This window comes from Sodalis sp. RH21 (assembly GCF_047324175.1).
GTDB lineage: Bacteria > Pseudomonadota > Gammaproteobacteria > Enterobacterales > Enterobacteriaceae > Acerihabitans.
Genome location: NZ_CP178732.1, coordinates 1,456,065 through 1,474,409, shown reverse-complemented (window position 1 = coordinate 1,474,409; position 18,345 = coordinate 1,456,065). Strand labels below are relative to the sequence as shown.

Annotated in this window: 15 protein-coding genes; 8 read left to right on the top strand and 7 right to left on the bottom strand. The window is 54.9% G+C overall.

The genetic code is table 11. The features are described from left to right. Positions 1-49 precede the first annotated feature (49 nt). The 4 genes from cbl to ACL2XP_RS06805 all read right to left on the bottom strand — a co-directional run bounded on the left by cbl (position 50) and on the right by ACL2XP_RS06805 (position 4,104). Positions 50-1,006: an HTH-type transcriptional regulator Cbl gene (cbl, locus tag ACL2XP_RS06820; RefSeq protein ID WP_413737867.1), complete on the bottom strand. Its 957-nt coding sequence runs from the start codon at positions 1,004-1,006 to the stop codon at positions 50-52. A 280-nt stretch (positions 1,007-1,286) separates the two neighbouring features. After that, a complete protein-coding gene (locus ACL2XP_RS06815) occupies positions 1,287-1,994 on the bottom strand; it encodes an aspartate/glutamate racemase family protein (protein ID WP_413737866.1) in 708 nt (235 codons plus the stop codon). A 2-nt stretch (positions 1,995-1,996) separates the two neighbouring features. Then, complete coding sequence (locus ACL2XP_RS06810) at positions 1,997-3,004, bottom strand: D-cysteine desulfhydrase (protein ID WP_413737865.1); 1,008 nt, start codon at positions 3,002-3,004, stop codon at positions 1,997-1,999. A gap of 62 nt (positions 3,005-3,066) precedes the next feature. Beyond that, on the bottom strand, positions 3,067-4,104 hold the full coding sequence (locus ACL2XP_RS06805) for a malate/lactate/ureidoglycolate dehydrogenase (protein ID WP_413737864.1): 1,038 nt from the start codon (positions 4,102-4,104) through the stop codon (positions 3,067-3,069). A 255-nt stretch (positions 4,105-4,359) separates the two neighbouring features. Here ACL2XP_RS06805 and ACL2XP_RS06800 point away from each other — a divergent pair, with 255 nt between their 5' ends. From ACL2XP_RS06800 to ACL2XP_RS06785, 4 genes are all read left to right on the top strand, one after another. Further along, positions 4,360-5,367, top strand: coding sequence for an ABC transporter substrate-binding protein (locus ACL2XP_RS06800; protein ID WP_413737863.1), 1,008 nt, complete (start codon positions 4,360-4,362; stop codon positions 5,365-5,367). Positions 5,368-5,400: 33 nt separating this feature from the next. Next, positions 5,401-6,243 (top strand): ABC transporter ATP-binding protein, encoded by an 843-nt coding sequence (locus ACL2XP_RS06795; RefSeq protein ID WP_413737862.1) that lies wholly within the window; start codon positions 5,401-5,403, stop codon positions 6,241-6,243. Positions 6,244-6,270: 27 nt separating this feature from the next. Further along, positions 6,271-7,137 (top strand): ABC transporter permease, encoded by an 867-nt coding sequence (locus ACL2XP_RS06790; RefSeq protein WP_413737861.1) that lies wholly within the window; start codon positions 6,271-6,273, stop codon positions 7,135-7,137. Between the two features lie 90 nt (positions 7,138-7,227). Next, entirely contained in the window at positions 7,228-8,376 is a 1,149-nt protein-coding gene (locus ACL2XP_RS06785; RefSeq protein WP_413737860.1) for an iron-containing alcohol dehydrogenase family protein, read from the top strand. 42 nt (positions 8,377-8,418) lie between these two features. Here the strand turns inward: ACL2XP_RS06785 and ACL2XP_RS06780 are convergent, their stop codons facing one another. The 3 genes from ACL2XP_RS06780 to ompC (ACL2XP_RS06770) form a co-directional block, all read right to left on the bottom strand. Beyond that, a complete protein-coding gene (locus ACL2XP_RS06780; RefSeq protein WP_413737859.1) occupies positions 8,419-9,438 on the bottom strand; it encodes an ABC transporter substrate-binding protein in 1,020 nt (339 codons plus the stop codon). A gap of 640 nt (positions 9,439-10,078) precedes the next feature. Further along, the gene (gene ompC / locus ACL2XP_RS06775) at positions 10,079-11,185 is read right to left on the bottom strand and encodes a porin OmpC (protein WP_413737858.1); all 1,107 of its coding nucleotides are present in this window, start codon (positions 11,183-11,185) and stop codon (positions 10,079-10,081) included. A 302-nt stretch (positions 11,186-11,487) separates the two neighbouring features. Further along, on the bottom strand, positions 11,488-12,624 hold the full coding sequence (gene ompC, locus ACL2XP_RS06770; protein ID WP_413737857.1) for a porin OmpC: 1,137 nt from the start codon (positions 12,622-12,624) through the stop codon (positions 11,488-11,490). A gap of 701 nt (positions 12,625-13,325) precedes the next feature. Between ompC (ACL2XP_RS06770) and ACL2XP_RS06765 the strand changes: the two genes are divergently transcribed. The 4 genes from ACL2XP_RS06765 (at position 13,326) to rcsB (ending at position 18,318) form a co-directional block, all read left to right on the top strand. Beyond that, positions 13,326-13,691, top strand: coding sequence for a DUF4186 domain-containing protein (locus ACL2XP_RS06765; RefSeq protein ID WP_413737856.1), 366 nt, complete (start codon positions 13,326-13,328; stop codon positions 13,689-13,691). Positions 13,692-13,766: 75 nt separating this feature from the next. Continuing rightward, on the top strand, positions 13,767-14,918 hold the full coding sequence (locus tag ACL2XP_RS06760; RefSeq protein WP_413737855.1) for an MFS transporter: 1,152 nt from the start codon (positions 13,767-13,769) through the stop codon (positions 14,916-14,918). Between the two features lie 20 nt (positions 14,919-14,938). Continuing rightward, positions 14,939-17,659 carry a phosphotransferase RcsD gene (gene rcsD, locus ACL2XP_RS06755; RefSeq protein WP_413737854.1) on the top strand — a complete coding sequence of 907 codons (2,721 nt, stop codon included), beginning with the start codon at positions 14,939-14,941 and terminating at the stop codon, positions 17,657-17,659. 8 nt (positions 17,660-17,667) lie between these two features. Beyond that, positions 17,668-18,318: a response regulator transcription factor RcsB gene (rcsB, locus tag ACL2XP_RS06750; protein WP_413737852.1), complete on the top strand. Its 651-nt coding sequence runs from the start codon at positions 17,668-17,670 to the stop codon at positions 18,316-18,318. Positions 18,319-18,345: the final 27 nt, after the last annotated feature.

Below are 18,345 nucleotides of genomic sequence, written 5' to 3'. Positions count from 1 at the left end.
TGCCCATCGCAGGCAGGGGCGGGGTCAATAAATCATCCACGCGGCAAAACTAAATTTGATAATCCAGCGCCGGCTCGGACGCATTGGGCGATAACACCTGCTCCTCGATTTCGGTCAAGGAGAGCTGGGGATTGCAAAGCTGGATAAAGCGCCAGGCGTATTTGCGCTGCAATTGGCCGCGTTTAACCCCCAGCCAGACGGTATTGGCTTCGAATAAATGCTCGGCGTTGATGCTGACCAGTCCGGTATCGCGCTCGCGGTTATAAGACATATCCGCCAGCAGGCCGACGCCCAGGCCAAGCTCCACATAGGTTTTAATCACGTCGGAATCCTGGGCGCTCAAAACCACTTCCGGCTTCAGGCCGGCCGCCTGGAAAGCGATGTCCAGCCGCGAGCGGCCGGTAATGCCGCGCCGGTAGGTAACCAGCGGATATTGGCTGAGGATTTCCAGCGTAAGCTCGCCTTCATTGGTAAGGGGATGCCCTTCCGGCACCAGTACCGCATGATGCCAGCGGTAGTACGGAAACGCCGCCAATTGTTCCTCGCTCATCAGCTTTTCGCTGGCGATGCCGACATCCGCTTCGCCGGATTGCAGCATGGAGACGATCTCTTCCGGACTCCCCTGGTTAAGCACCAGCCGAACCCGGGGATAGAGCGCGCGGAACTCTTTAATCACCGCGGGCAAACTGTAACGCGCCTGGGTATGGGTGGTCACGATGGAAAGCTCGCCGGAGTCCTTGTTGGCAAAAACGTCGGCAATGCGGCGGATATTATTCGCATCGCTGAGAATACGTTCCGCGACCGCCAACAGGGCTTTGCCCGGCTCGGTCATGCCAATCAAGCGCTTTCCGCGCCGGATGAAAATCTCGACGCCAAGCTCTTCTTCCAGCTCACGAATATGACGGCTCACCCCGGACTGAGAGGTAAATAACATACTGGCCACGTCAGTCAGATTATAATTGCACCGGGCAGATTCCCGAATAATACGTAATTGCTGAAAGTTCACGCGACACACCTCCTTTATCTCTAATATAGCTATATTCATACCGAGGAAGAGCAAAGGGGACAAATAAGAAAAAAGGGTAACTTATAGTTTTTTATGCTAAAGGAATGTCAAATTAACCGCTGAGGGGCGGACCTTTTTAAAACACAATACAAACAACAGGTTATAAATTATTTTTTTATAATTAAAATGTGTTTTGCCTGAGCGCGCCCAATCCATGGCGGGCAAAGGCAAAATTTATCTAACCTTGTGCATTTTTAAGCTAATGCGACCGGCCGTTGCGTCAGCCATCGCGCCGGGATAGCCACAGGCGCGCCGCGGCTTGGGCCAGCGCCCGGGTAGGGTCGATGCTGATGGATAGCCAGGGCGAACCGACGGCCGTCAGCGCCGGCGGCACTTCCGTACAGGCCAGTACCAGCCGCTCGGCGCCCCGGGCGACCAGCGCGCCCGCCAGTTGGCCCAATAGCTCGCCGCCGCGCCGCAGCTCTCCCCGTTTAACCGCATAGCATCCCGGCACGAACCAGTCGTCCATTTCGTGGGGCAGCGGCGACAGCGTTTCGCTCCCCAAGGCGGCGAAACGCCGCTGGAACCAGCCGGCGTCCAGGGTGCCGTGGGTGGCGATTAGTCCGACCCGTCCGGCGGGATGCAGGCGCAGGCTTTCGCTGGTCGCATCGGCGATATGCAGCAGCGGCGCCGCGCTGGCCGCCGCCAATTGATCATACCAATGGTGGGCGGTATTGCAGGCAATCAGGATATGACTGGCGCCGACGCGGTTAAGCTGCGCCAGCCCGTGCAGCAAATCAGGCAGCGGCGACGGACCGGTACCCGCCAGCGCCCGTTGCCGGTCCGCGATTTGCGGCACGTTCCAGGCCACCACCGGCGCATGCTGCTGATCGCTTTGCGCCGGGGTTTCCTCGATGATTTTTTGCAATAAATCCACGGTGGCCAACGGCCCCATGCCGCCCAGCACGCCTAACAGGAAAGAGCTCATGCTCACCCCTGCTGCTCTAATAGTTGACGATAGCCGAAAAGTCCGGCCGAGCCGCCGGTATGAATAAACACCACATGCTCATCTTTCTTGAAATGCCCTTTGCGGATCAGGTCTATCAGCCCGGCCATGCCTTTACCGGTATAAACCGGGTCCAGCAGAATGCCTTCCAGCTGCGCCAGCAGCCGCAGCGCTTCCAGGGTGCCCGCGGTAGGCAAACCATACCCTTCCCCAACGTAATCGCTGTTGACCGCTACCCGGTCCCGGGGAAATTCGCCGCGCGCGCCAAGCAATTGCCAGGTGCGGGCGGCCAGCGCATAGACATTTTCCTCTTGCTTGATCCGCGGGGCCCGCACGCTGATACCCAGGACCGGAATGCCGCTGTTGGTGGCCTCCAGCCCGGCTAACAGGCCGGCCTGGGTGCCGGTGCTGCCGGTGGCATGGACGATACGATCGATGCGCAACCGCTGCTGGCTGGATTGGTACAATAATTCTTCGGCACAGGCCACATATCCCAGCGCGCCGATAGGGTTGGAGCCGCCGCCCGGAATCACATAGGGCTTATGGCCCTGGGCGCGCAGGGTATCGGCCAAGGTTTCCATGGCCTGCTGCATATCGGTACCGGCCGGCAGATGGTCTACCACGGTGCCGCCGAGCAGGTTATCCAGCAATACGTTGCCGGAACGCTGATAATCCTCGCCGAATTTTTCCACCCGCCGTTCCAGCAAAATCTGGGTTTTCAGACCGATTTTCGCAGCGCCGGCAATGGTTTGGCGCACATGATTGGACTGCGTCGCGCCCTGGGTTATCACCACATCGGCCCCTTGCTGCACCGCGTCGGCGAGCAGGAACTCCAGTTTGCGCGTCTTGTTGCCTCCGCTGGCCAATCCGGTGTTGTCGTCACGCTTGATATAAAGGGTCGGGCCGCCGAGAAAGCGGCTTAAATTCGGCAAGGCTTCCAACGGGGTGGGAAACTGGCCTAAGGAGAGGCGGGGGAAACGGGCAAGGTGCATAATGAATTCCTAAAAGTGGATGGGTAAATAGGGTCCGGCCGGCGTTTTTTTTGCGCATGCCGCTAGGCCTTCAACGCCTGGGGCGAATTTTCCAGCGCCGCTAACTGGCGCCAACTGGTGTCGTCGATATAAATCCCGGCGGCGAGCCGCTGCTGATATTTTTCATGCTCCGCATCGCCAGGCAATAATACCGCTGCGTCGTCACGGGAGCTACGCACCCACGCCATCAATCCGGCGATTTCCTGCGGATGATTACTCGCGCCGCCGAGTTTGGCCGGGTCAATCAAGATTGATAGCATGCTATTGAGAATCCGCTGTTTATCGCGATTGTCATGACGCTCGGTCATGCCGCCGGTCAGCGCCGCGCCGAGCAATGAGCACACCACCGACAGCCCGGACCCCTTATGCTGGCCGAACGGCAATAAGGCGCCGAAGGGCTCGGTCATCAGCCAGCGCGGATCGACGGCGGGCTGTCCCTGATCATCGACGACACAGCCGGGAGCCAGTTCCTGGCCGGCATTCCAGGCGAGCCTTGCCTTGTTGCCGGCGATAATGCTGGTGGCGAAATCGAGGATTAGCGGATGATCTTGATGCGCCGCCGGAATGCCGACGCAGAAGGGGTTGGTCCCCAGGCGCGGTTCGCGCCCCTGCCACGGCATCACCGGGGAACGGCTGTTCACGTTGGCAAAATGAATGGAAACCAGTCCGGCCGCCGCCGCCTGTTCCGCCCAGGCGCCAATGCGCCCCAGATGATGGGCGTCGGCCAGGCCGACCACCGCCACGCCATATTGCGCGGCCCGCGCAATGCCGGCGGCCATCGCCTGGCGCCCCACGACCTGTCCGAATCCCCCGCCGCCGTTAAACGAAAGCAGCGCGCCTGCATCCACGGTGACCCGGGCTTCGGCATGGGGGTCCAGACCGCCTTCATTGATGGCGGCGATGTAGCGCGGCAGCATGGTCACGCCGTGGGAATCGTGCCCTTTCAAACAAGACTCTACCAGATTGTCCGCCACCACGGCCGCAATATGCGCATCGACCTTGATATCCGTCAGCCGGGCAGTAAGGAACTCTCTTAAAAATGAGTGCTGGAAAGTCGGCACGGTTTTATTCTCCTTCCCTAAAAGCTGCACTATATCGTCAATAAACTATCCGCCAAACGACAAGAATGAAATATAGATAGATGGAAAATAACTAAAGGACCGCATTGCGTCATACCGTAAAAAAATCATAAGCAAAGTGAAATAACGCATAAGCATATGCTTATAATTTATTCCAAAAAACACTTTACGCATAATGGGTATTCGACTCTAAGATGGACGCAATAAAAATGACGTTAACTCTTTGGGATTAATTTAATGAATGCACTGTTTAAACGAATCGGCCTGGTTGCCGCTTTCGGTTCATTTTTTTTAGCGGTCGCCCCCGTACGGGCGGAAGGCACTATTAGTATCGCCCAGCAATTCGGCATCGGCTATCTGATCCTGGATGTGGTGCGCGATAAGCAACTGATAGAAAAACACGGTAAAGAACAGGGACTGGATATCAAGGTGGATTGGCACAGCATTTCCGGCGCCACCGCCATGAACGAAGCCTTGTTGACCGGCGCGCTGGACGTGGCCTCCGCCGGCGTACCGCCGGCCCTGACCGTATGGGATCGCACCCGCGGCCGGCAAAATGTCAAGGCGGTGGCCGCGCTCGGTTCAATGCCCAACTATTTGTTAAGTAATAATCCGGCGGTGAAAAGCATCCGCGACTTAACCGACAAAGACCGGATCGCCGTACCCGCGGCCGGCGTGGGTTTCCAGTCGCGTACCTTGCAGATTGAAACCGCCCGCCTGTACGGCAACGCCGAATATAAGAAATTCGATAATATTACCCTGAGCCTGCCCCATCCTGACGCGACCACCGCATTAATCGCCGGCGGTTCGGAAATCAGCACGCATTTTTCCAGCCCGCCGTTTCAATACCAGGCCCTGGAACATCCCGGTATTCATAAGATTTTGAGCTCTTATGATGTATTGGGCGGCAAAGGCACATTTAACCTGCTGTATGCGACGCAAAAATTCCACGATGAAAATCCTAAAACCTACCGGGCGTTTTTCGATGCGCTGGCCGAGGCGGCGGATATCATCAAGGCCGATAAGAACGAAGCGGCGAAAATTTATATCCGCGTCGAGAAATCCAATCTGCCGCTGGAGTTAATTGAGAAGATTGTCAACGATCCGGAAAATGACTTCACCATTGCGCCACAGAAAACCTTCGTGTATGCCGAAAAATTACATGAGTTGGGAGTATTGAAAAATAGCGCCGCTTCCTGGAAGGATTACTTTTTCCCTGAAGCCTATGCCTTGCCCGGCAGTTGATACGCCGGGATACCGGTTGAAAGGAGTGACGTAATGGCATTACAACACAGCCCGGCGGCCGATGCGCCCGTACTTCAGGTCAGCGCATTAAACCTTGAATATCGCACCCATCGCCGGGTGGTCAGGGCAACCCATGATGTCAGTTTCGATGTTTTCCCGGCCGATCGGTTTGTGCTGCTCGGACCATCGGGCTGCGGTAAATCAAGCCTGCTAAAAGCCATCGGCGGTTTCCTGCCGGCGGTAAGCGGCAGTATTACGCTGGGCGGGGCCGCGGTGACGCAGCCGGGACCGGATCGGCTAATGGTGTTTCAGGAATTCGACCAATTACCGCCGTGGAAAACCGTATTGGAAAACGTCATGTTCCCACTGTTGGCCAGCGGCAAGGCCGGACGCGCCGAAGCCCGCGAACGGGCCGGCTATTTCCTTGCCAAGGTGGGATTGTCGGCCTTTGCCGACGCTTATCCCCATACGCTTTCCGGCGGGATGAAACAGCGCGTCGCCATTGCCCGGGCGCTGGCGATGGAGCCCAAAGTCTTATTGATGGACGAACCCTTTGCCGCGCTGGATGCCCTGACCCGGCGCAAAATGCAAGAAGAGCTGCTGGCGCTGTGGGAAGAGGTGCGTTTTACCTTATTGTTCGTCACGCATTCCATCGAAGAGGCGCTGGTGGTCGGCAGCCGCATTTTGCTGCTCTCCCCTCACCCAGGACGGGTGCGGGCGGAGCTGAACAGCCATCAATTCGGTATTGACGATTTTGGCGGCAGCGCCTTCCAGCAAACCTCGCGGCGCATTCACCATTTACTGTTCGACGAACCCGAAACCGCTCCCGACGCCGCCGCGGCGGTCAAGCCGCGCTTTAGGGTCGTGGGCGGCTGAAGGTATTTTTATCCAGGAATCGTGATTATGACCATGCAACCACCCATTCGGCCGGAGTATCAATTCGACCTGCCGCCCATCGAACCTATGTCGCTGGCGACCCCCCTGCCGTGGCAGACCCGGTTGTGGAACCAGACCTGGCTGCGCAAATCGATCATTTTGCTGGTACTGATTGCTTTGTGGGAAGGCGCAGCGCGCTGGCAAAACAACGACCTGTTATTGCCGGGATTTATCCAGACCCTTACCGCATTTTGCCAGGATATGGCCAGCGGCGAACTGCCGGCGAAAATCGGCATTTCGCTGGGTACCCTGATCAAAGGTTATATCATCGGCACCGTTTTGGCGCTGGTATTGAGCTCGCTGGCGGTATCGACCCGGATTGGCCGCGATACCCTCAGCACCCTGACCTCGATGTTTAATCCGTTGCCCGCCATTGCGCTGCTGCCGCTGTCGCTGCTGTGGTTCGGCTTGGGGGAGAACAGCCTGATATTCGTGCTGGTGCATTCCGTGATGTGGCCGATGGCGGTCAATACCTACGCCGGTTTCCTCGGCGTATCCGATACTTTGCGCATGACCGGGCGCAACTATGGCCTGCGCGGGTTGCGCTATGTATGGTACATCCTGATTCCCGCCGCCCTGCCCTCCATTCTTTCCGGCTTGAAAATCGGCTGGGCGTTTGCCTGGCGTACCCTGATTGCCGCCGAGCTGGTGTTCGGCGCTTCAAGCGGCAAAGGGGGGCTGGGCTGGTATATTTTCCAAAACCGCAACGAGCTTTTTACCGACCGGGTATTTGCCGGGCTGATATCGGTCATCATCATCGGCTTATTGGTTGAAGGGCTGATATTCAGTACCCTGGAGCGGATTACCGTCAAGCGGTGGGGCATGCAGAAATAGCCTTTGGCGCAGGGACAATGCTGCGGGTAAAGAGTCAGAGATAATACGTTAACCAGGTTAATTGTTCGGCAGGATAAGGAGAGGCATATCGTGATTGTGGTTAAAGCACCGCAGAATTACCTTAATGAGGTGGGACTGATTAAGCGCATCGGTGATTATGTCGCGCCCATTACCCGTGATAAGGTCATGATCATCAGCAGCCCACGCGCCTGGCAGGCGACCTCGGCTGCGATCGAAGCCAGTTTCAGCGCCCAGGATATCCGCTTTGAGCGCTATTTTTTACAGGGAGAGTGTACCCGGGCCACGATTGCCGCGTTTAGCGCGCGGGCGCAGACGGACGGCATCCGCCTGATCGTCGGCGTCGGCGGCGGTAAAGTGCTGGACACCGCCAAAGGCATCGCGGAATCCTGCGGGCAATTGCCCCTGATTACGGTGCCCACCATTGCCGCGACCTGTGCCGCGTGGTCGCCCATTTCGGTGCTGTATACCGAAGCCGGCGGCCATCTGAACTCAATGCCGCTGCAACGCACGCCGGAATGGGTGCTGGTGGATAGCCAGATTCTCGCCGATACGCCGGTGCGCTACCTGAAATCAGGGATCGTGGACGCGCTGGCCAAATGGTATGAATTCGAGCCCTATCTGCGCCAGGACGATAGCAGCCTGTCGCTGGTGCTAAAAGCGCAGGCCGCCAAACTGGCGCTGGAGATCTTTGAACAGCTGGGGGAAGAAGCGATCGCCGACAACCTGGCCCACCGGGTCACCCCGGCCTTCAGCAAAGTAGTGGACGGGGTGATAGCCCTGGCCGGCATGGCCAACAGCATGCGCGACGAATTCCCGCGCATCGGCGTGGCGCACGCGCTGCATAACAGCATCACTTACCATCCGGAACTGCACGGTTTTCTGCACGGCGAACTGGTGGGCTTCGGGCTGGTGGTGCAATCCTACCTGGACGAGTCACCTACCCAGCCGCAGGAACAGTTGCTGGCGCTGTTAAGGACCTTCTCCACTCCGCTGACCCTGCGCCAGCTCGGCGTCGACGGGTCGATAACGCCGCTGGCGCAAAAAGCGAGGCAAATTGCCCAGGGCGTGAAAATAGCGCCGGCAATTGCGGCGCAGCTGCCCTTTGCCGTCGACGCCGAACGCATCGAGCAGGCATTGTTGCGTACCGCCGACCTGGACGCGCCGCAACTGGCGGCCGCTAGCGCGGTCCGTAGCGCCGCGGTAAGCACCCCGGATTAACCTTGCGGCGCAGCCGCGGGCATTCCGTTGCCGGGCGCGTATTTACTCCTGGGGCAAAAACTCGTTGGTATAATACTGGGCGGGCGTTAGCGCCTGCTTGAGGATACCCAACCCGGTCACCGCGCTGAGCAATTCACTCCAGGCCTGGTCGTTGAGCCTGAGCTGATCGTTATCCGGCTTACCCAATACCGCCATGGTATCTTGCCACTGCTGCTTCACGAAAGCGGCATCGTAGGATTTACTGTACTGCGCGGCGAACGCGGCGGTAGCTTCGTCGGGATGGGCGATGGCATAACGGATGCTTTTGGTGGTGGCGCGCATAAACGCCTTGGCCAGCGCCGGATTTTTCGCTAGCCACTGCTGGTTGCCGGCAAACATAAAGATCGGTGTATCCGGCACGCCGTGGGCCGTGGCCGGCAGGAACTCCGGTTTTTGCTTGGTCGTCACGGCGATTTCGGTTCCTTCGGCATTGGTAATACCCGTAGTGGCATCCACCCGGTTTTGCAGCAGCAGGGGCACGGTGTCATCGGCGGCGGCAACCATTTTCACATCATCAAGGGTCATACCGGCGCTTTTTAATACCAAGGATAATTGCGCCTTGGTCCAGGCATCGTTATAAATGCCAATCTTTTTGCCTTTCAACTCGCTTACGGTAATCGGCTGTCCCTGCGGGGTGAAGATCCCCCAATTATTGCCGGTGCCGTAGCGGCCGATGGCAATCACCGGGGCGCCCTGCTCCTTGGCGAAAATAATATCCATCACCGTGGTAAACGCCACATCCGCCCGGCCCGTGCCCAGGAACTTCATGGTATCGGCCACCGTCGGCGGCGCGACGATATTAAGATCGATGCCTTCTTCGCGATAAAAACCCTTGGCCTTACCCAGGGTCCAGGGTATCCAGAATCCATCCGCTACCGGCCATTCCTGGACAAAGGTCACTTTAACGGTAGCGGTGGCGGGCGCGGCCTGCGCCATCTGGGGAGCAAGCCCTGCGGACAGCACAATGGCCGTTGCCAGCGCGACACCGGCGGTTATCCCCCTGAACGATAAAGATTGAGTCATATCACTTTTCCCTTATGCCACGGTATGGCGTCAGTTAATAAAACTTTTATTATGGGTCGCGGAGCGAACCTTAGGATTGTTGTCGCTTTTTACCGACTATACCAACCCCCTCAAGAAAAAAACATTCGCCTTGGACCGGGACGGCCGGCCGGCGGTGGATTTTCCTTATGCGGCATATAAGCACAAACACTGGGGATTAAGCGGAATTTTTAGCTTAAAATGCTTTTCCGGCTAGATTATTGATGAATTGACGCCTTTTAGGCCGGTTAAACAGAATGGTCTGATAGCCGGCGGGAGCCGCTACCGGGAAAATCATTGTCTTATTTATTGCTCGTAAAGGGAGGGCATAAGACCATGCAGAACCTGATTCTGATCGCCGTATTGCTCGGTATCGCCATATTTTCGCTGTTTATGGCGGTGAAGGAAACCCGGAAGAAGTCGCTGATCCATCAACGGCACCGTTAGCGGACCACCGGCGTAGTCACCTTTCACTTGGATAGGTAACGTTATGCCATCACCAGCGCGGGGCGGACGGTCTTTTCCGTCCCCCCGCTTAATCACTCGATGGTTAATGGTTTTCAGACTTACCGCATTATTGCCTAAGACCAGCGCGAACCTGATCTTTTAGATATTAACAATATCAGAAGCGGTATTGTAAACCGGTCGCGACAATATTATCACGTTTGATTCCTGCCTTCTCGGTAAAATCATTGCCTTTGAGCAGATTAATTTTGTAATCAATATAGGTTGCCATATTATCATTGAAATTATAGGTGGCGCCTATATCGAAATATTTCCTTAGATTCTGCTTATTGTATTTTTCAATACCGCAACCGCGGGTTTGCACATAGGCCAGCGACGGGCTAAAGCCAAAATCGAACAGATACTGCGCCACCACTTCGAAGGTTTGCGCTTTATTGGCGAAGCCGCTAATCTTTTTATCGTCCTTGACGTCTCCGAACCGCAACAAATTATAACTCTGGCTGTACATCGCGGCCAGGTAATAATTCTGGGCGTCGTATTTTAGCGCGCCCGCATATGCATTGGCTTTATTACCGCCATGGCCGTAAAAATGGTCCTTTTGCTCATCGGGGCGGCTGGCGCTGGTCAACGCGCCGATGGCGCTAATGCCCCAGCCCAAATCATAAGATACCGCCATGCCGTAGCCGTTACCGTTGGCCGCGTCGATGCCGCGCCCCACGCCTTTTTTATCGCCGGCCTGGTTTTCTCCCTGATACTGCACGGCAAAATTCAGCCCGTCCACCAGGCCGAAAAAGCCCGTATTGCGGTAGGTTGCCAGGTTATTGCCGCGGTGGGACATATAATTATCCGCGCCGAAGGCATCACCGCCAAACTCCGGCAGCCGGTCGGTCCAGGCGAGGACATCATACAGCACGCCGTAATTGCGGCCGTAGTCAAAGGAACCGAAATCGGCGAATTTCAGGCCAACGAAACCCAGCAGGGTGGATGCCTCCTCCGACGCGTCTTTTTCTCCTTGATCCAGGTCGGCCTGATACTCCCAACGGCCGTAACCGGTCAGTCGGGGCGTAATCTGCATCTCGCCGAGAAAACCGAAACGCATGTAGGAATGATCGCTATCGGTATTATTATTATCGAAATAATGTACCCCAACAATTTTACCGTTTAAATCCAGTTTATTGCCGTCCACATTATAAATTTCTGCGGCGCCCGCGCCGCCGGACAACATTAAAATAGGCACCAGGGTAGAAATAAGACGTAGTTTCATTATATTATCCTCATATATTTTTCGCCACTGATTCAGATATAAAAAGCACGGCAAAGAAGCAACTTTGCCAAAATAACTTTTCATACAGCGCGATAATACTAAATAGAATTTAGCGTTTCAACCGGCGAACCGGCCGATTAAAACGTCAAATTAAATATTAGTTAAATAACCTGGGTATTTATGTTAGGAGAGATACGGCTGATGATTTTATGAGGAATTAATATTAAATAATTTTAAATAAAAGGGTTAAATATCATTTCTATCCACGGGCGGCGAGGCCGCCGCCCGTGGGGAACAACAGATCAGAATTGGTATACCAGTCCCAGGGCCACCACGTCGTCGGTATTAATACCGGCGGCATCGGTGAACTTATTGTCATCCATCAGGTTGATTTTATAATCAACGTAGGTGGAAAGATTTTTGTTGAAGTAGTAACTGGTCCCCACATCGACAAATTTCACCAAATCCTCATCATGGTAGGTATTATTGTCGCCGCCCTGTCCCAGATCCTTGCCCCGGGTCTGGTTGTAGCCCACGAACGGCACCAGACCGAAGTCAAACTGGTAATGCGCATAGGCTTCGAAACTTTGCGCTTTGTTGGCATAGCCATAGAGCTGCGAATCGCTGGCGCCGAACGGCGCGGCATTATAAGACTGGGTGAACATCACCGCCAGATAGACCTGGTTGGCGTCATATTTGAGGCCGCCGCTATATCCCTCGGCGCGATCGCCCCGTCCCATAATCGCCGCATAGTTGCGGGCGCCGTTTTGATCGTCGGTACGTTTGGAATTAAAGAACGCCGCTCCCGCGCTGACCCCCATGCCGAGATCGTAGGTCAACGACATACCGTACCCGTCGCCGTTCTGGCCCAGCACATCGCGGCCGTTCGACGACTCTTCGGGATCGGAATTTTGCCCCTGGTATTGCAGGGCGAACTTCAGGCCGTCCACCAGGCCGAAGAAGTTATTGTTGCGGTAGGTGGCCACGCCGCTGGTGCGCTGGAATAAAAACTGATCGGCGCCATAGGTGGAGCCATCGAACTCAGGCTGCATATCGGTAAAAGAAGCAATATCGTAAAGCACCCCGTCATTACGGCCATAGTCGAACGAACCGTAGTCGCCGAATTTTACGCCGGCGTATCCGTAACGGGTATGATCGCCTTTGGTGGAGTCGCTGCCCTCGGTATTATCGCCTTTGATTTCATATTCCCACTGGCCATACCCGGTCAGTTGATCGTTGATCTGCGTTTCGCCCTTAAAGCCAATACGCGTATAGGTTTCGTCGCCATCGTTGCTTTTATTGTCGGAGAAATAGTGCAGTCCGTGGATCGAGCCATAGAGATCTAATTTATTACCGTCCTTATTGTAGATCTCGGCAGCACTAGCCGATCCGGCGGCCAGCAATGCCGGTATCAAAAGGGATAGAATTTGCGCTTTCATTCTTTTATCCTCGAATATGAGTTGTCAGTGACCACCACTTTTCAATGAATGCATTATTGAGGATGCTACGGCTCAACAAGCCATTTAATTTTGCAATAAAAGCGATAATATACTAGCGGTAAAATGATACCAAGTGCCATACAGTGTTTCAAAATACAATTTTTATATTTTATTTTGTTACGCAGGTGGCACTTTATAGAAAAAACGCACGTTAAAAAATAATAACAAATGGTCGTAATTAAAAATTATACGGTTAAAAAATAATTACAATTCAATATCTTAAAGTATTATCATCATGATAGCACAATGTGACAAAACGCCGTGCCGCGCATAGCCTATTATTATTTTGCTATCATCATTAATTTGTCATTATTACCTTCATCGAAATGTTATTTTTCCCTCGCCGGCCTTGTGTCGGCTTTTTTTTCAACTTGGCAAAAAAATATTAATATCCATTAATAAATATTAATAAATAAAACATTCCGCTATGCCGGAATAGCGGCAATAACGGATTAACTGTTACCATTTTATTTTTTGATTATTTAAAAAATATTTATAGCCACGGACAACCGGGGGACACGCCCCCACCCCGCACAGCGCACTTCGTTATCAGACTAAGGTCATGGTACACTTTGCGACATGATTCGCCGGTGGCCTGGCGCGCGCAGAGGCGCCCCGGACACCGGATAGCTGAGGGCAACATGCAACGAGATCAGGATATCGACCTTATCTGGGATCGTTTACAACGTTCCGCTTTCCGGTCAAAATTTCGGCTTAATGAAAAAGATCTTACCTACCTGCATACTAAAGGGATAGATATCGTGTTAGCGCATGCGCGCGATTTTATTGCCGGCCGGCTGGCCCCGGCATTGCCGGCCAAAGACGGTAAACAAACGCCCTGGCGCGGTCATCCGGTGTTTGTCGCGCAGCACGGCACCGCCACCTGTTGCCGCGGTTGCCTGGAAAAATGGCACGGCATCGCCAAGGGGCAGCCGCTTACCGACGGGCAGCAAGACTATATCGTGCGGGTGATTGCCGTATGGCTTGCGCGCAAGGGCGGCGAATAGCCGGCGCCCTTGCGCCAGCGGCCGGTTCCGACATTAATTTTAACCACACCCAGACAGGACAGTCCCGATAGCTTTATGACAACGACGTTAAATACGGAACAGCACTCCGCCCGGCCGGTACGCATCGCCACGCGCACCGTGTTTTTTATTACCGGCTTCGGCATGTCGGCCTGGGCGCCGCTGGTGCCGTTCGCCAAATTACGCCTGCAAATTAATGATGCATCTCTGGGATTAATGCTGCTGTGCCTGGGCATTGGCTCGCTGCTGGCCATGCCGTTGGCGGCACCGATGGCCAGCAGGCTCGGCTGCAGGCCGGTGATTATCGGCGGCGCCGTACTGCTGTGCCTGGTCATGCCTGCCCTGGCGCTGACGCAAAGCAGCTTTTCGCTGGGGCTGGCCCTGCTGCTTTTCGGCATTAGCCTGGGGGCGATCGATATCACCATGAACATCCAGGCGGTGGCGGTGGAAAAAGCCAGCGGCCGGGCCATGATGTCCGGATTCCACGGTTTTTTCAGTATTGGCGGTATTGCAGGGGCCGGTCTGGTCAGCATATTACTCTGGCTGGGGCTAAGTCCTTTTTCGTCTATCGCCATAGCGGTGGCGCTCATCGTCGTCTTGTTGGTATGCACGGCCGGCAACCTGCTGTCGGATCGCCCGGCCGCGGACGGCGGTCCGCTATTTGTCCGTCCCCGCGGCAAGGTGATGTTTATCGGCTTGCTCTGTTTCATCCTGTTTCTAACCGAAGGGGCGATGCTTGACTGGAGCGCGCTATTCCTGACAGTGGAGCGCGGGCTTGAAAGTTCCAAGGGCGGGCTGGGTTATGCCCTGTTCTCCATCGCCATGACCATCGGCCGCCTGAACGGCGATCGGCTGATCAATGCCATCGGCCGCTACCGCACTCTGCTGGCCGGCAGCCTGTGTGCATCGGCGGGCCTGGCGCTGGCGATTTTCATCAATCAGCCGGTGATAACGCTACTGGGGTTCATGCTGGTGGGCTTCGGCGCGTCAAATCTGGTGCCCCTGCTGTTCAGCGTGGTCGGCAACCAAACCGATATGCCGCCTAATCTGGCCCTGGCCGCCATTTCCGGCGTTGGTTATGCCGGTATCCTGGCCGGCCCGGCGCTGATTGGTTTTATTGCCCATTTGACCAGCCTGTTCGCTGCATTTGGCTGCGTCGCATTATTACTTCTGGTGGTTACGCTGAGCGCCCGCCGGGTAACCCGGTGAGCCGGTGATGAAAAACAGTCATGCAAATTAAAAATCTGTCCCTCACCGCGGCCGCGCTTACCCGCAGTCTGGTGGTGTTTATCATTTTGTTGTTATTGTCGCTGTGGTTATTTGGGTTTCATGCGATCAACGCTTATCTGATAGAGAAAAAGCACAGCATGAGCACCATTACCCTGGCGCTGCAAAAACGCATCGATACCTACCGTTTCGTCGCCGATCGGCTTTATGACACGTCAACCGCCACCGGCGCGCTGGACGTCGGCGCGGACGGCGTGCGCGAAACCCGGCTGCGGCCCGATGTGTTTTATATCGAAAAGCCCCATATCAAAACCGACGGGCTGATCTTTGGCGCCCACGAACCGGCCGCCCTGGCCACCGCCGTAAAAATGTCCAATTATTTAGACATATTATGGGGCGCCGAGAGCAATAACTATTCCCTGTTTTATCTTAACGGCATCGATAACAGTCTGACGCTGATATCCACCCAGCCGCTGCGTGATATCGCGCCGCGTTTCGAGGACAGCCTGATCAGCGCCGTGGTTAAATCGCGCCGGGCGGAAATGTTGCAGCAGGCCAATATTTTGGATGAGCGCGAAAGCTTTTCGCCGCTGCGTAAATTCCGCTTCCAGAACGACTATTATTTTACACAGCGGATTATCATCAACCAGCCGGGCCACCTGGCGACGATTATTGCCTTCGACCTGCCGATCAATGACATTATCCCGCTTAATATGGCCCGGGCCAATTTTGCGCTTCTTCCCGCCGACGGCTTGGATGGCTCAGACGCCGCAGCCAGCGACGACGAACAGCCAAGCACGCTGCCGATTATCAGCCGGATTAAAGGCTCGACCCTTGAGATTAGCGCGCAGTTCGCCAACGCCCCACTTAATATGGTTTACCGGGTGCCCCTGACCAGCCTGACGGTGGATATGCTGCGCAATAATCTGTGGCCGATTGCCATTGATATCCTGCTCATCGCCTTGTCCTTGCTGGGTATTTATTTCATTCGCCAGCATTTCTTACGCCCGCGCGAAAATATGGAGCAGGCGTTGAGGTCCCATCGCGTCCTGGGGGAAGAGGTGATCGCCAATTTGCCGCTGGGTTTGCTGATCTATGACTTTAGCGAAAATACCTTGGTGGCCAGCAATAAAATCGCCGATCATTTACTGCCCCATCTCAGCCTGCAAAAAATCGCCAACCTGGCTGAAAGCCATCAGGGCATTATCCAGGCGACGGTCAATAACGAAGTTTACGAAATCCGCATGTTCAAGAGCCAGCTTTCCCCGCAAACCTATTTGTTCCAATTACTGGACCATGATAAAGAGGTGCTGGTTAATAAAAAGCTGCAACAGGCGCAAATCGAGCTGAACAAAAACCAACAGGCGCGCCGGGCCATTCTCACCAATTTCCAGGATGAACTAAATCAGCCGCTGCTGGCCATCAATGAACTCATCGACGGCCTGGCGCATGCGGGCGACGAAGATCTGCGCCAGCGCTTCCTGGACGGACTGCAAGCCGAGTCGTCGCGGCTAAGCCAGCTTTTCGATAATCTGCGCCTGCTGACCGCGTTGGAAATTCAGGATTGGCGGCCGGCGCCGCAGCCCTTTTCCTTGCCGAAAATAATCGATGCCCTGCTGGCGGAGCGTCTTCCCGCCCTGGGCCGTAAAGGCCTGGCGCTGTTTAATCACTATCATTTACCCCTTAATCAGCTGCATGTCGGCGATGCAGAAGCGGTGAAAAAGATCCTGTCCCTGTTGCTTGATTACAGCATTATCAGCACGCATTACGGTAAAATAACGCTGTCCATCGGCCAGGACCCCGCCAAGCCGGATACGCTGCTTTGTATTCTCAGCGATACCGGCAACGGCGTCAGCGAACAGGAGCTGGCCAATCTGCAACAGCCCTTTGTCAGTCCCGGGCCGGAAGATCATTATCAGCGCGGGTCCTCGCTTTCCTGGTTTTTGTGCAACCAGCTGTGCAAAAAAATGGGCGGCGGCCTGGATATCCATACCAAAGCGGATATCGGCACCCGCTACCGGGTAAGGCTGACGCTGCCGCTGGAGGAAAACAGCGGGCATCCCGACGATCAAGAAAACATTCTGGCCGGCACGGTGGCCATGCTGGATATCGCCAATGAGGAGATCCGCGGCATCATTAAAGAACTGCTTAACCAGTTGGGCGCGGAACTGCTTTATCCCGATGAGCACCATCTGGCGCCGGAATATGATTTATTATTGACCGACGATGTTCATCGCATGGAAGACTTCGCCCTGCTGCTGCAGGGCGACGAAACGACCGTTCGTACGCTTTCGCCCTACCGTCTGAAGGTCAATTACAATTTGGGCGGACCGCTGCTTGATGCCATATTACAATTATTGGAACTCAAGCTAATACTGGAGGAAAGCGGCGGCGCGGCAACGGCGCTGCCGGCCGAGTCCGAAGGGATATTGGAGCAGTTGCGGGCCAGCGGTTATTTAACACTGTTTGCCGAGACAGTACCCGATGACGTCAAGAGGCTGTATACTGAAGCCGAGAGCGGCAACCTGCACGCCCTGGCCCAGACTGCACACCGCTTAAAAGGTGTCTTTGCCATGCTGAATCTGGTTTCCGGCACACTATTGTGTGAAACGCTGGAACAACATATCAAACAAGCTACTATGGAAAATGATAATTCAAAAATCGGCAACGATATCCACCAAATTGATGTTTTTGTCATTAAACTGCTACAGCATGCAAGGTAGTTAAACCTATGAATAATCTGAACGTCATCATTGCCGATGACCATCCGATAGTCCTGTTCGGCATCCGCAAATCCCTGGAGCAGCTTGACTGGGTCAAAGTGGTGGGTGAGTTCGAGGACTCCACCTCTCTCATCAACAGTCTGGGCAAGCTCGATGCAAATGTACTGGTGACCGATCTTTCAATGCCCGGCGAAAAATACGGCGACGGCATCACCCTGATTAAATATATTAAACGCCATTATCCGCAATTGGCGATTATCGTATTGACCATGAATAACAACCCGGCCATTTTAAGCGCCGTGCTAGAGCTGGATATCGACGGCATTGTCCTTAAGCAGGGCGCGCCCACCGATTTGCCCAAGGCCCTGGCCTCGCTGCAAAAGGGGAAAAAATATACCCCCGACAGCGTGGCGAAATTACTGGAAAGGATCAGCGCCGGCGGTTATGGCGATAAACGCCTTTCACCGAAAGAAAGCGAGGTTTTGCGCCTGTTCGCCGAAGGTTTCCTGGTGACTGAAATCGCCAAGAAGCTTAACCGCAGCATCAAAACCATCAGCAGCCAGAAAAAATCGGCGATGCTGAAACTGGGCGTGGAGAACGATATCGCCCTGCTTAACTATTTGTCGTCGGTAAGCATGGCGCCGGTGGACAAAGAGTAATAATTATCGGTTATTCATAAAAAAACG

Bases quoted from the DNA above. Each gene is read 5' to 3' on its own strand.
- ACL2XP_RS06760 (WP_413737855.1), top strand. From the start codon at position 13,767: ATGACAACGACGTTAAATACGGAACAGCACTCCGCCCGGCCGGTACGC.
- rcsB (WP_413737852.1), top strand. From the start codon at position 17,668: ATGAATAATCTGAACGTCATCATTGCCGATGACCATCCGATAGTCCTG.
- ACL2XP_RS06790 (WP_413737861.1), top strand. From the start codon at position 6,271: ATGACCATGCAACCACCCATTCGGCCGGAGTATCAATTCGACCTGCCG.
- ACL2XP_RS06765 (WP_413737856.1), top strand. From the start codon at position 13,326: ATGCAACGAGATCAGGATATCGACCTTATCTGGGATCGTTTACAACGT.
- ompC (WP_413737857.1), bottom strand. From the start codon at position 12,624: ATGAAAGCGCAAATTCTATCCCTTTTGATACCGGCATTGCTGGCCGCC.
- ACL2XP_RS06810 (WP_413737865.1), bottom strand. From the start codon at position 3,004: ATGCACCTTGCCCGTTTCCCCCGCCTCTCCTTAGGCCAGTTTCCCACC.
- ompC (WP_413737858.1), bottom strand. From the start codon at position 11,185: ATGAAACTACGTCTTATTTCTACCCTGGTGCCTATTTTAATGTTGTCC.
- ACL2XP_RS06795 (WP_413737862.1), top strand. From the start codon at position 5,401: ATGGCATTACAACACAGCCCGGCGGCCGATGCGCCCGTACTTCAGGTC.
- rcsD (WP_413737854.1), top strand. From the start codon at position 14,939: ATGCAAATTAAAAATCTGTCCCTCACCGCGGCCGCGCTTACCCGCAGT.
- ACL2XP_RS06800 (WP_413737863.1), top strand. From the start codon at position 4,360: ATGAATGCACTGTTTAAACGAATCGGCCTGGTTGCCGCTTTCGGTTCA.
- ACL2XP_RS06815 (WP_413737866.1), bottom strand. From the start codon at position 1,994: ATGAGCTCTTTCCTGTTAGGCGTGCTGGGCGGCATGGGGCCGTTGGCC.
- ACL2XP_RS06780 (WP_413737859.1), bottom strand. From the start codon at position 9,438: ATGACTCAATCTTTATCGTTCAGGGGGATAACCGCCGGTGTCGCGCTG.